Here is a 13,247-nt window from a genome sequence, read left to right on the forward strand (position 1 = left end):
ACTTCTAACTAATGGCCTTTTGCCTAATTTCTTGTAAGCCGTGATCCATATCAAACGAATCGAAAACAACCGCCGAACGGGCCGAAAAAAGTCACCTTGGGCTTACGAACGAATGCTATTTTGAAGTTCTCCGACGCCACGACCAGTGAAGGTCATGGCTCCCTGCCGCGAGCTAAAGGAAGCGCTCAATGTACAAGGTGGGCAATATGAACAAAGTGACGTTCCCCAACGCCTGCCAGTTGATGCGCTGGCATTTTCACCCGATGGGCTTCGAGGCGAGCATGGACGCGCCCGGCAGTATGATCGCCCGCCTGTTCGACCGTGTCAGCGGCGAAACCTTGATCGCCATTGCCGGCATCCCGTGTGCCACGGTGATGAACGCCGCCGACGTGGAGCGCATCATCGAGGCGGTGGAGGATGAACTCGAGTCATTCGTGCCGCCGCTGTCGTTGCGGGCCTGACAGCCCATCCCTCAAGCAGTGGATCAACAATCTGGGTAGGCATCGCCGGCAAGCCGGCTCCTACACAAGGTTTCGTTGGTCGTCGAAGAAGGCTTTCCTGCCATCCACCCGCTCCGAGGCCTTCGGCACATTCACCGCCGGACCTTCCGGTTTCTCCACATACCAATAGCAGTGGCTCACCGCTCGGGTAATGCCGACATAAGCCAGGCGCAGCACTTCGTCCTTTTGCGCGGTGTCATAGGGCTCGCTGTCACCGTCCTTGCCCAGGCCCGCCATGCGATAGACCTGGTTCTTGTAGGGCGAGCTGGTCACGTGCTGGCAATCTCCCAGCAGGAATACCGCATCCGCCTGCAGGCCCTTGGCGCTGTGATAGGTCAGCTGTTTCAACCGGCGCGCCTGGACTGGCAAGCTAGAATCCACATTAATTACCGACTGAATATGCTCTTGAATCAATAGCTTATCGCTACTTTTTCGATACAACATCAGTACTGAATCGCCCTGCTGATAGTGCTCCAGCAGCTTGCGACCCAAGGCGGCGTCGTCACGTTCGAGTACGGTGACCGGCACCAACGCCTTGGGTGTGCCAGCCGCCTTGGCTTTCTTGCCAGGGATCGCCGGTGCGGCCCGCACTATGTGTTCGGCAGCATCAATGATGTGCTGATGGCTGCGGTAGTTCTCACCCAGCATCACCCGCGTGGCACTCGGCGACGGGAACTCCTGGTTGAATGCCATGAAGTACTTGGGCGAACTGCCGCGCCAGCCGTAGATCGACTGCCAGTCATCGCCCACGCACAACAACGACGAGCGTTGCGCCCCCCGCCCGACATGCATCGCCGGGCCACGACTGCGGATCTCGCGCAGGCTGGCGCGGAGCCACGAGACGATCTGCGGCGACACATCCTGGAACTCGTCGATCATCAGGTGCGACATCGGGCGCAACAGCGGATCACTGAGCAGCTTGAGGTTTTCCGGGGTATTTTCGCCGAACAGCGAAAACATCCGGTTGTAGGTCATGATCGGCGGGGATTGATCGAGCAGATGGTCTTCCAGGGCTTTCCAGAAAATGCTCAGGGCCTCGAAGAAGAAGCGATCGGGATCGTCCTTGGCAAAGCTCATGTTGCCGACGGCGGTCGGCACGTCGAGTCCCAGGTTCTCGATAAACCCCGCGGCCATGACAAAGCTGTCCAGCAACGGCGCCGAGGCCAGCTCACCCTTGACCTTGTAATCAAAGCCGGGCCCGGCACTGGCGTCACCGGCGAGGCTGCTCAAAAGGCGCCTGGACGAATCGTAACTATCCAACCATATCAATGGCTTATGACAGAAAGCTTGAAACAGGGTGCGCTTTACCGCCCATTCTGCACGCACCGACAATTTTGCATTCGGCCGGCTGATCTGCGCGTTTTCCCGCGAGTCGAAGCCCAGCACTACCCAGGCATCCAACTCCGGGATATAGCCATGGCAGTGAAACTGCGCACCATTGATTTCGAAGGTCTGGCGGCTGGGTTCAATGCCCTTGATCGGCCACGCGCCGGCACGGAACCACAGGTCCTCGATCACATCACAGAGCTCTTCATCACGCTTGGCAGCCAGTTCGGTCACTGCCATGCGCTTCTGCACATCCGGATGGTCGCGCTCCAACTCCTTGAGTTGCAGGCCTTGTCGGGCCAGCGGCGTGATCAGCTCGCGAAATCGCGCGTGGCGGCCATGTAACTGGTGATAGCAGGCATTCATCTGCTGGCGCTGGGCATCACCGATACGCAGGTCGAACGGGTTGCTGTCAGCCTCTTCGAAACCCGCGCTGAGGTTTTCGAACGCCTGCAGGCGCTCAAAACCCGGCAGGCTGCGCACCATCGGCAGGATGCGCGAATGAAAGGTGCGCACCACGGCCTGGGCTTCTTTAAAACCAAGGGGTTGGCCCCAGAGGTTGAGGATTTCCATGAGCTTGTTGATGAAGTCTTTGCGCGACTCGCGGGTGAACGTCACGACGGTCATCGAGCTGAGTTCAAAGCCCAGGTAATGGGTGAGCAGCAGAATCCGCAGCACCAGCGAGGTCGATTTGCCCGCGCCGGCGCCGGCAATCACCGAGGTTGACGGCGTATCGCTGAAGATCATCTTCCATTGCGCCGCGCTCGGTAGGGCATGGGCCGGCAGGAGTCGGGCAACGTCGGCCTTGATACGCTTCTTGATATCGGCCGTGAGCGGCAGGCGCCAATCGTCGAACAGGCTGTCATCCACGCCCGGCGCACTGTGCTCGTCCGGCCGGAAGTCGCGGATCAGCAGGACTTGGCGGCCTTCTTCAAGGCCGTCCGCCTTGCCCTCGCGATAGCCGTACTCCACCCCTGCTTCATGGCCGCTGCGAAAACCGTCGGCCTGGCCGTGCAACCAGGAAAACCGGTGCTGGGCACGCAATCGGGTCAGGCCATGGCCAAACAGGCGAGCGGCGAGGCGTTTCAACAGAGGCATTTCTGCCAGGGGGCGCAGTTCAGGGGGCAGATCAGGCTTGTGTTGCGGCACGCGGACTCCTGCGATGAGCTGAGTTTCAACAAGGTCGCCATGGTCGCCGGAATTGCCGTTCAGTTCCACCAATTGCTTTGCCGTCATGCAGTTAGGCGATGAACTGAAAGTACAAGCGCCGGCTACCAATCTAATCGACTGATAGGAATCAGGCATTTTTTACGCTTTTTATCGATTATGCCCTGCTGGATCATAGGCGCCATCAACAGGAGACGATCATGCTTGAACTTCGACCTTTTACCACCTTGGGCGGCGCCCACCACGGCTGGCTCGATGCCCATCATCATTTTTCATTTGCCGAATACCATGATCCCAAACGCATGCACTGGGGCAACCTGCGGGTGTGGAACGACGACATCATCGCCCCTGGCACCGGCTTCCCGCAGCACCCGCACCGTGACATGGAAATCATCACTTACGTGCGTGAAGGCGCCATCAGCCATGCCGACAACCTGGGCAACAAAGGCCGCACCGAGGCCGGTGACGTGCAGGTGATGAGTGCCGGCACCGGCATCGCCCACAGTGAATACAACCTGGAAGCGACACCCACCAAGATCTTCCAGATCTGGATTATCCCGAACGAGGCCGGTTTGCCGCCATCGTGGGGCGCCAAGCCGTTCCCCAAAGGGGATCGAGAAGGCTTTGTCACGCTGGCCAGCGGCAAGGCCGGAGACAGCGAAAGCCTGCGCATTCGCGCCGATGCACGACTGGTAGCCGCCAATCTGAAGGCTGGGGAAACTGCGCAATACCGCCTGGACCAAGGGCGTCGGGCGTATCTGGTGCCGGCGACGGGCGTGATTGAAGTCAATGGCTTGCGTGCGCAAGCGCGAGACGGGGTTGCCGTGGAAGATGAGCAGATGTTGCAGGTGACGGCAATTGAAGACAGCGAGATCGTGTTGGTCGACCTCGCTTGACCTCTGGCCGGCCGGCGAAAGCGGTCTTGCGAGCGCTACCGCCGGCAAGCCGGCGCCTGCAGCAGGTTATTCGCTGATAGCGCCGTCAACCAGCACTTGTGCCTCTTCTACCAGCTGCTTGAGGTGATCTTCGCCGATAAAGCTCTCGGCGTAGATCTTGTAGATGTCCTCGGTGCCGGACGGACGCGCGGCGAACCAGCCGTTTTCGGTCATCACTTTCAAGCCGCCAATCGCCTGGTTGTTGCCCGGCGCATGGCTGAGGATCTGCTGGATGCTTTCGCCGGCCAGTTCGGTGGAGGTCACCTGCTCCGGCGATAGCTTGCCCAACAGGGCCTTTTGCGCCGGCGTCGCCTTGGCGTCGACGCGAATGGCAAAGGGTTCGCCCAACGCATCCGTCAAGCCACGGTAGATCTGGCTCGGGTCCTGGCCTTTGCGCGAGGTCATTTCTGCCGCCAGCAGCGCCGGGATCAAACCATCCTTGTCGGTGCTCCACACCGTGCCGTCCTTGCGCAGGAACGAGGCACCGGCGCTTTCTTCACCGCCAAAGCCCAGCGAACCCTCGAACAGCCCATCGGCGAACCACTTGAAGCCCACCGGCACTTCGTACAGGCGTCGACCGATGCGGGCGGCTACGCGGTCAATCAGGCCGCTGCTGACCACGGTCTTGCCCACGGCCGCGTCGGCACGCCAGTCGGGACGGTTCTGGAACAGATAGTCGATCGACACCGCGAGGTAGTTGTTGGGCGCCAACAGGCCGCCGGACGGGGTCACGATGCCGTGGCGGTCGTGGTCCGGGTCGCAGGCGAAGGCTACGTCGAAGCGCTCCTTGAGGCCGATCAGGCCTTGCATGGCGTAGCTGGAGGACGGGTCCATGCGGATCTGGCCATCCCAGTCGACGCTCATGAAGCGGAACGTCGAATCGACTTCGGTGTTCACCACGTCCAGGTTCAGGCGGTAATGCTCGGCAATCGCCGACCAGTAGCGCACCCCTGCTCCGCCCAGCGGGTCCACGCCCAGGCGCAGGCCGGCGCTGCGGATGGCGTCCATGTCGATCACATTGACCAGGTCAGCCACGTAGCTATTGAGGTAATCATGGCGATGGGTGGTGTCCGCCTTGAGGGCCTGCGCGTGGGTGATGCGCTTGACGCCAGCCAGCTTGTTCGCCAGCAGTTCGTTGGCCTTGGCTTCGATCCACTTGGTGACGTGGGTATCAGCCGGGCCACCATTGGGCGGGTTGTACTTGTAGCCGCCGCTTTGCGGCGGGTTGTGCGATGGCGTGATCACGATGCCGTCCGCCAGGCCGCTGGTACGGCCGCGGTTGTAGCAGATGATGGCGTGGGAAATCGCCGGCGTTGGTGTGTACTCATCGCCTTCGGCCAGCATCACGTGCACGCCATTGGCGGCCAGCACTTCCAGGGCACTGGCGCCGGCTGGCGTCGACAGTGCGTGAGTATCCAGGCCGACGAACAGCGGGCCGTTAATGCCCTGGGCTTCGCGATACAGGCAGATGGCCTGGCTGATGGCGAGCACATGCCATTCGTTGAAGCTCAAGTCGAACGAGCAGCCCCGGTGCCCGGAGGTACCAAAGGCCACGCGCTGGGTGGAGATTGCTGCATCAGGCTGGCCGGTGTAATAGGCCGTGACCAGTCGCGGGATATCCACCAGCAACTGGGCTGGCGCCGGCTTGCCCGCAAAAGGACTGATTGTCATGCATGAACCTCGGAAAGAAGGAATCGGAAAAGTCGCAGTTTACTGAGTGTTCGACTGCTGCGCGACGGTATCGATCCTACAACATTGAGAGAAAATTCATGCACTCACCCCATCTCTGCCTGCCGCAACGCGTCGCTCAACGCAGCCAGGGCTATATCCACGTTGGTTTGCCCCTCAAAGGTATGACTGATGCGCAGGTGCTGGCGATGCAGGCCGCTGACACTGAACAGTTCACCCGGGGCCAACACCACGTGCTCAGTCAGCAGGCGCTGGAACACCTGGCGCATGTCGACCGGTCGGGTGCAGCCAAGCCAAAACGTCGCCCCGGCGGCGGGCGCGCGGTAAGTCACCTGGTCCCCCAAGTGCTGGTCCAGGCGCTGGCCCATTTCGGCCGCCTGCTCGCGCAATTGCTGGCGCAGTGCGCGCAAGTGCTGGTCGATCCGGCCGCTCTGGTACAGGCGCGCAATGGCACGCTGGCGGATCGATGACAGGCGAAATGAACGCAGCAGAAACTGACGCTGCAATTCACTGCTCATGCGCCGGGACAGCAGATAGCCAAAGGGGGCTTCCGCACCCAGTACCTTCTCGAACGAAGAAAAAACGATCAACCGTTCGGGGTTCACCAACTCCCGCAGGGGCGCTTGCGCCCCCTTGAAACCCAGCTCGCCGAAGGTGTCGTTCTCCAGCAGCCAGCAGCCGTATTGCTCGAGCAACTGCGCGACGCCCAGGCGTTCGCTGATCGACATCGCCACCCCCGAGGGCATGCTGACCGCCGAGGACAGCAACACCAGGTGCACAGGCTCATCACGTAACAGTTGATCGAGGGTCGCCATGTCCAGGTGTCCGTCGGGCGTCCAGGGCAGCTCGATGAGGTGCACCCCGGCATCCTGGAATAGACGCAGGATCAGCCAATCACACGGTGACTCCACAATCACCGTGGTGCCCCGCAGGCCCAGCACCTCGATCAGAATGTCCAACACCCCGCGCAGATCCGCACCGATATACACCTCGTCGGCGTGCCAGCAGCGCGTGGGCGATGTGGTGTAGCGCGCCGCCAACGCCGCGCGCAACTCCCACACGCCGCACGGCTGCGACCACGGCTGCAACGGATGCGGATAGTGACGCACCAACTCGCGCTCCAAACGCAACAAGCTGCTATCCAGGGATGCCAGCAATGCCGGCTCATCGCCGCTGAGCACCAGCATGCCCGGGCGACGGGCCGCCGCGTAGAGCCGATCGAGCAAATCGCCGCCGGCACAGGCCGACGGGCTCACCGACAGCGGCCAGGCGTAATAGCCCGATTTCGCCACCGAATAGACCCTGCCCTCCTTCTCCAACAGCGAATATGCGTATTGGATCGTCGAGATCGATACGTTCAGGCGCCCGGCCAGTTGGCGCAAGGACGGCAGTTTTACCCGGGCATCGGTACTGACCTGGTTGATCAGGCTGATCATGTAGCGATAGACCGCCTGATACGCGAAGTCAGCCTGCCGCTCGCCGCGCAGGCTCATTGACCGGACAATTGCAGGGCCTGCGCAGGGTTGCGGGCCGTTGCGCGGGCGCCGCGCGGTTTACTGCCCGTAATGACCATCGGCCGTTTCTGGTACAGGTGCAGCAACAACGGCAGCGGCAAGCCACTGGTGTCCACCACCCACTGCTGCAGCATGTCGGCGCAGGGCTTGCCCTGCAGCAGTTTGTGCAGCTCAGGCAGGGCCACCAACATGCCGGGATGGCACTGGCGCAAATAGCATTCGAGCCGTTCGCCATGATGGATAAACGGCGAAAACAACAGGCAATTCAGCTGGGTTTCATCCAGGCCGAAAAACTGGTTGGCCTGGGTGGCCGACAAGGTGCGGCCATCACCGGTGCAAGCCTCGGCGAACATCGCCTCGCTCAGGTGCAGGCGGCGCATGAACGGCGCCACCTGCTGGATAAAACCTTCAACGCCCATTTCGTAGTCCAGCGCGCGCAGGCACTCGGCCTGCAACCCACGCAGGTGGGCCATCAGCAAGGGATAGGAAAAGGCCGGATGGCTGAAATGAAAGCCCAAGGCGTCAGGGGTGTGGGCCATGAACTCGGTGAGCAAGGACGACGACCGGGGGTCGACGCCATCGAGCAGGTCGGCAATGCCGATGTACGCCAAGTGGCGGTGGCCGGCGAGACTGGGGGTGGCGCGAGGCGCATGTTCTTCGCCGTACAGGTCGTCGTAGTAAGCGGCGCTCCATTCTTCCATGCGCGCGAACAAGCCGTTCAGCGACTGGGGCCAGGCTTTGGGGGCAGCGACACCGGCGCCCAGCGCGGTCTTCTTCAGCCAGGCAAGCAAGTGGCTCTGTTTGCGTGGCGAATCGCCACTGACCAGCGCATGCACACCGCCGCGCCAGGTGCTGGCCCGCTGGTAGAAATCCCCCAAGGCCAGGTAGGTGTCATTGCTCAGCGCCGCGCGACAGTCTCCGGAGGTCATGTGCCCCACCATCACCCGATTGCGCTGGCTGATTTCGCGCCCGGCGGCATTGGCCGGGCGAAGGTGGTTGAAGGGATGAACGTCGTGGTTTTCCACCATCAACAACTCCACGCGCGGGTCGTCGTGGAGAAACAGGCGGCTGTAGCCTCGATTGAGGGTGTCGAGCCTGCTCTCGGTCATGCCGGGGTAGCGCAGCGTCGCGACCCGCAAGTGAAAGGTACGCGGGGCCCGGCCGGCAATACTCAGCTGCGCCGCGCGCAGCAACGCCAGGGTGTAGCTGCTGACCTCGCCGCCGCCGTGGGCGATCAGCACCTTGTAATCCCCCACCTGTTCCATGCCACCCGCCGCGACCACGATGCGCTGGATCAACAATTGAAGTGCAGTACGTTCAGCGCGATTAAAGTGCCCGATCAAGCGTTGCAGAACTTGCTGGTAAACATACGTCATGGCTTGTTCGTGAATAGTGCTCATCATTCTACTACCTGAGTTGAAATATCAGTTTCAAGCAACTGCTGACAGTGTTTGCTTGAGCTATTGCGCAGATAAGAAGTTCGCCCGCCGCCAGGTGCACCGATGAATAGACACTAGCACCGCGCAACAAAACGACACGGATCTCCTCGGGCATGGCTCACGCCTGGAAAGCGCACAGAAAGCCTTTATTACTGGGCCGAAGCGCGCCGAGGCGGCCATCCTAGGACTATTCCTACGCCCTCCTACGCACCTTTACCCAACAACTTGAAGAAACATCCGACAAATTGATTCGAGCAACTTCTTGCTGTCCACACTGTGAACTTCCCCTGCAAGTAAGCGCTCGCCCTGCACCATGTCTCGGCTGCGCGATGAGTTCGAAGCTCTCGCGGATGACACATCAAATAGTCAATCATTGCTCAGTCCTTGAGATGAAAGTGAAGGGCAATTATCAGCGCTGGAATAATGATTAATAGATACAGAAGCTGGCCGAAAACCAGTGCAGATAGACAACGCCGCAGGCGTTAATGACGCGCACACAACAACGCCGCGCTGGAATTCAACGCGGCGTCAGGGGGAAAGCCAGGAATCAGGGGCTCAAATGCAGGGTGATCAACTTGAAGCCGGCGCGGCTTCAGCCCTGTCAAATGGCGCATTTGCCCCATGCGCCAGTGGTCCGGAACACTCGTTTGCGAATATTCCTACGCCTTAAACAGCTTCAACCTGCAGTGCCACACGCTCGCGGCACGGGCATTCGTCCATGTAGCGGTGTGCTTCCACGAACTGATTGAATGGAAACACCGTGGTTTTCAGCGGTACCAGCACGCGATCAGCAGTCAGCTGGTTGATATCCCGCAGGGCGCGCTGCAAGGCGACCTGGTCCTGGATGATGCCCAGCTCAGGCTTGCCGGTGAAGTTACCGATGCAGTGCACAAAGAACTGAATGTTCTTCTGGAACGCCGCACAGGCCGGGAATGGCGTCTGGTTGCCACCTTGCAGGCCATAGAGCACCAGGCTGCCACGTGGCGCCAGCACATCACCGAGCAGCGACATCTGCGGGCCGCCCAAGCCATCGAACACCACGTCCACGCCGCGATTGTCGGTGAACTTGTTGATCTGCATCAGCAGGTCCTGTTCTTCGGTGACGATGACTTTCTCCGCACCAAGGGACAGCAGGTATTCGCGCTCTTCGCTGTCCTTGGTCGCGGCAATCACCCGCACACCCAGGGCTTTGCCCAGTTGCACAAAGGAAGGACCAGCGCAGTGGCTGGCGTCCGTCACCAGGGCAAACTGCCCGGGCTTGACGCGTGCCAGGTCCACATACGCAAAGTAGGCGATCAGCAGCGGCGTGTAGTGCACGCTCGCTTCAATAGGGCTCAAGACATCCGGGTAGCGGGTCAGGGCCGAACGGGGCAGGACGATCTGTTCGCCATACACCGGGTAATCATTGGGGCTCTCGGCCGGAAAACTGGCGACTTTATCGCCGACGGCCAAGTCATCCACGCCATCGCCTACGGCAACCACGACACCGGCCATCTCATGACCAAGGCCGGACGGCAGGCGTGCATGGGAAGACGCCAGGTTCTGGCGCCACAGAATGTCATACCAGCTGATGCCAATCGCTTCGACACGCACCTGCACTTCGCCCGGTGCGGGCTGCGCGGCTGCATGCTCTTCGCATTTGAGCACCTCGGCCGGACCAAACTTGTGAAAACGGATCGTGCGGGACATCGCAAACCTCGTCAAAGTAACCTCTAATGCCATGAACTCTATCTGGGCTTTCCAGGTAAGACCACCGGTCGCCGTTAATAGTCGACATGTCTGTTATTGATTCCGCAACTGAGGAATTGACCTCAAGTATCGTAGGAAAACTCAATTATCCTGTGCAGAGTACCAGCCTTTCCCCGTAAGATTCATGCCGGTCATTGTTCCTATGTGGCCGCTCTCGTCAAGTTTGCTGACTCTTCCAGGACACAAGATGAACCGTAACGACCTGCGTCGTGTCGACCTTAACCTCTTGATCGTATTCGAAACCTTGATGCATGAGCGCAGTGTGACCCGCGCTGCCGAGAAATTGTTCCTGGGCCAGCCGGCGATCAGCGCGGCATTGTCGCGCCTGCGTGGGTTGTTCGATGACCCGCTGTTCATACGTACTGGCCGCAGCATGGAACCGTCGGCCCGCGCGGTCGAAATCTTCGCCCTGCTCTCCCCGGCCCTGGACTCGATTTCCACCGCCGTCAGCCGCGCCGCCGAGTTCGACCCGGCGACCAGCACCGCCGTTTTCCGTATCGGCCTGTCCGATGACGTCGAATTCGCTCTGCTGCCCCAACTGCTCAAGCGCCTGCGCGCCGAAGCCCCCGGCATCGTGCTGGTGGTGCGCCGCGTCAACTACATCCTGATGCCCGGCCTGCTCGCTTCCGGCGAAATCTCGATTGGCGTCAGCTACACCGCCGACCTGCCGGCCAACGCCAAGCGCAAAGTCCTGCGCCGCAGCCTGCCGAAACTGCTGCGCGCCGACAGCGTGCCGGGTTCCCTGAGCCTGGACGACTTCTGCGCCCGCCCCCACGCGCTGGTGTCGTTTGCCGGCGACTTGAGCGGGTTCATCGACGAAGAACTGGAAAAGCTCGACCGCAAGCGCCACGTAGTGCTGGCCGTGCCGCAGTTCAACGGCCTGGGCACCTTGCTCTCAGGCACCGACATTGTCGCGATCGTCCCCGACTACGCCGCCGAAGCCCTGACCGCCGCCGGTGGCCTGCGCGCCGAAGAGCCGCCGTTGCCGGTGCGCTCGTTTGAACTGCACATGGCGTGGCGAGGGTCGCAGGATAATGATCCGGGGGAGCGGTGGTTGCGGTCGCGGATTCAGATGTTTTTTGGCGACCCTGAGAGTCTCTAGGGGCCGGATGGCGGGCTGTTTATCCGATCACTTCTGCCTTTTCAAGGACCATGGAGATCCATCCACCTCCAGTGCATTGCTACATTGGGGGCATATCTGAGGGCATGCTTTGGATGGTTCGAAAAGGATGCCCCCAGTCTAAGGTCTAGCAGCCCAAATCTCGAAAAATCACACGCTGATGACGGGATTGGCAGGGGCAAACTCGGCGTAGGACTACAGGAAGTTGGCGATGGAAAACATCCCATTGAGCGCGATCCAGTCCCACGAGATGAGAATCAAATAAGCCAGAAAATTCAGCTAAAGAACCCAATGACGAATAGCTTATGAACACTTAAGCTGCGAGCTATTACAAGCAGCTCGAGGGTCGACTGATGTCATTTGATTTCCACCACCTTCTACTCGTTTTTACCGCCTACATTGTTGGAGCGGCAAGCCCGGGGCCCAGCAATATGCGGATCATGGGCGTTGCCATGCACCAAGGCAGAAAACCTGCGCTGATGCTTGCAGCCGGAGTGATCAGTGGTTCTTTTTTTTGGGGATCGATGGCCGCCACAGGCGTCTCGGCCATTTTGCTTCAGTTCGCAGAGGCACTCTTCGTGCTCAAGATCGTCGGCGGAGCATACTTGCTGTTCCTAGCCCTGAAAGCGGGACGTTCTGCCCTGACACCTGACGAGAAAATTGAGAAAGCGCTGGGCGCAGCACCGCCTATCTCGGGTTTTGGCCTCTACCGGCGGGGCTTGCTTATGCACCTGACCAACCCAAAGGCATTACTGGGTTGGATCGCCACGATGACGCTCGGCCTGGGACCACAAGCGACACCTGTAACAGTTATGATCATCCTGGCTGGCTGTGCCGTGTTGAGCATTTCTATTTTCTGCGGTTATGCGATCGTTTTCTCCACGGCACCGATGATTCGGGGTTATCGCAGGGCGCGCCGATGGATTGAAGGCACCCTTGCGTTGGTCTTTGGCGCAGCAGGTTTTAAGCTGCTGTTCTCGCGCGCGTGATTCAATGCCTGCTCTTGTAGGGATGGCCTAAGTTCGAAAGCCATCCACCAGCTGCTTGAGTCGTGTGGCTTGTCGTTCAAGATCGTCACAAGCAAGCAGTGTGGCCTGCAGGTTTTCCACCCCTTCCTGGTTGAGGTTTTTGATCTCGGTGATGTCGATGTTCAGTGAACCGATGACCGAAGTTTGCTCTTCAGTTGCTGTCGCCACCGACTGGTTGATTCCGTCAATCTCGCCGATGCGCTGACTGACGCTGCCCAGCCGCTCACCGGCCTGGTTGGCGATAATCACGCCGTCCTTACTGTAGCGCTCGCTTTCGTTCATGGTGAGTACCGCCTCACGTGCGCCCATCTGAAGCTCTGCAATCATTGTATGGATCTCTTGGGCTGACGTCTGCGTGCGGTAAGCCAGGCTGCGAACTTCGTCAGCTACAACAGCAAACCCACGCCCGGCTTCACCCGCCCGCGCGGCCTCGATCGCGGCATTGAGTGCCAGCAGGTTGGTCTGTTCGGAAATGCCCTTGATGACTTCAAGAATTCGACCGATATTTTCGGTCTTACCATTCAGCGCCTCTATGTTGCTGCATGACGTGCGGATTTTCCCAGAGAGCGCGCCCATGGCATTTATCGTTTGGGTCACCACCTCGCGGCCATCTTCAGCCTGGCACCGGGCATCCGACGCCTGAAGGGAAGCGTCACCCGCGTTACGCGCGATTTCCTGGGCCGCCGCGCCGAGTTCGTTAATCGCGGCCGCAATACTGTTGGTGCGATTGGCCTGGTCGTCCGAGTTCGACATTGACGCACTAGAGGTCTGCGTTACACG

The 13,247-nt window shown here is 60.1% G+C and carries 10 protein-coding genes; 4 read left to right on the top strand and 6 right to left on the bottom strand.

What is annotated here, in order from left to right:
• Window positions 1-188: 188 nt before the first annotated feature.
• A complete protein-coding gene (locus tag NTD80_RS04205) occupies window positions 189-461 on the top strand; it encodes a DUF1652 domain-containing protein (protein ID WP_065905103.1) in 273 nt (90 codons plus the stop codon).
• A gap of 60 nt (window positions 462-521) precedes the next feature.
• On the opposite strand, the gene NTD80_RS04210 is transcribed toward NTD80_RS04205, so the two are convergent.
• Complete coding sequence (locus tag NTD80_RS04210) at window positions 522-2,975, bottom strand: UvrD-helicase domain-containing protein (RefSeq protein ID WP_262132274.1); 2,454 nt, start codon at window positions 2,973-2,975, stop codon at window positions 522-524.
• A gap of 218 nt (window positions 2,976-3,193) precedes the next feature.
• On the opposite strand from NTD80_RS04210, the gene NTD80_RS04215 reads away from it, so the two are divergent.
• Entirely contained in the window at window positions 3,194-3,889 is a 696-nt protein-coding gene (locus NTD80_RS04215; RefSeq protein ID WP_262132275.1) for a pirin family protein, read from the top strand.
• 66 nt (window positions 3,890-3,955) lie between these two features.
• On the opposite strand, the gene pgm is transcribed toward NTD80_RS04215, so the two are convergent.
• The 4 genes from pgm to NTD80_RS04235 form a co-directional block, all read right to left on the bottom strand.
• Complete coding sequence (gene pgm / locus NTD80_RS04220; protein WP_120448547.1) at window positions 3,956-5,599, bottom strand: phosphoglucomutase (alpha-D-glucose-1,6-bisphosphate-dependent); 1,644 nt, start codon at window positions 5,597-5,599, stop codon at window positions 3,956-3,958.
• A gap of 104 nt (window positions 5,600-5,703) precedes the next feature.
• Window positions 5,704-7,110 carry a PLP-dependent aminotransferase family protein gene (locus NTD80_RS04225; RefSeq protein ID WP_262132276.1) on the bottom strand — a complete coding sequence of 469 codons (1,407 nt, stop codon included), beginning with the start codon at window positions 7,108-7,110 and terminating at the stop codon, window positions 5,704-5,706.
• Entirely contained in the window at window positions 7,107-8,531 is a 1,425-nt protein-coding gene (locus tag NTD80_RS04230) for a hypothetical protein (protein WP_262132277.1), read from the bottom strand. The genes NTD80_RS04225 and NTD80_RS04230 overlap by 4 nt, the downstream gene beginning before the upstream one ends.
• Window positions 8,532-9,236: 705 nt before the next feature.
• Window positions 9,237-10,259 carry a zinc-dependent alcohol dehydrogenase family protein gene (locus NTD80_RS04235; protein WP_016975808.1) on the bottom strand — a complete coding sequence of 341 codons (1,023 nt, stop codon included), beginning with the start codon at window positions 10,257-10,259 and terminating at the stop codon, window positions 9,237-9,239.
• A 247-nt stretch (window positions 10,260-10,506) separates the two neighbouring features.
• Here NTD80_RS04235 and NTD80_RS04240 point away from each other — a divergent pair, with 247 nt between their 5' ends.
• Both NTD80_RS04240 and NTD80_RS04245 read left to right on the top strand, forming a co-directional pair.
• On the top strand, window positions 10,507-11,421 hold the full coding sequence (locus NTD80_RS04240; protein WP_262132278.1) for a LysR substrate-binding domain-containing protein: 915 nt from the start codon (window positions 10,507-10,509) through the stop codon (window positions 11,419-11,421).
• A 371-nt stretch (window positions 11,422-11,792) separates the two neighbouring features.
• A complete protein-coding gene (locus NTD80_RS04245) occupies window positions 11,793-12,428 on the top strand; it encodes a LysE family translocator (protein WP_027616449.1) in 636 nt (211 codons plus the stop codon).
• A gap of 27 nt (window positions 12,429-12,455) precedes the next feature.
• Here NTD80_RS04245 and NTD80_RS31280 read toward each other — a convergent pair whose 3' ends face one another.
• Window positions 12,456-13,220 carry a methyl-accepting chemotaxis protein gene (locus tag NTD80_RS31280; RefSeq protein WP_373682479.1) on the bottom strand — a complete coding sequence of 255 codons (765 nt, stop codon included), beginning with the start codon at window positions 13,218-13,220 and terminating at the stop codon, window positions 12,456-12,458.
• Window positions 13,221-13,247 lie beyond the last annotated feature (27 nt).

The sequence above is a fragment of the Pseudomonas sp. 13B_2.1_Bac1 genome (assembly GCF_025466155.1).
Taxonomy (GTDB): domain Bacteria; phylum Pseudomonadota; class Gammaproteobacteria; order Pseudomonadales; family Pseudomonadaceae; genus Aquipseudomonas; species Aquipseudomonas aylmerensis.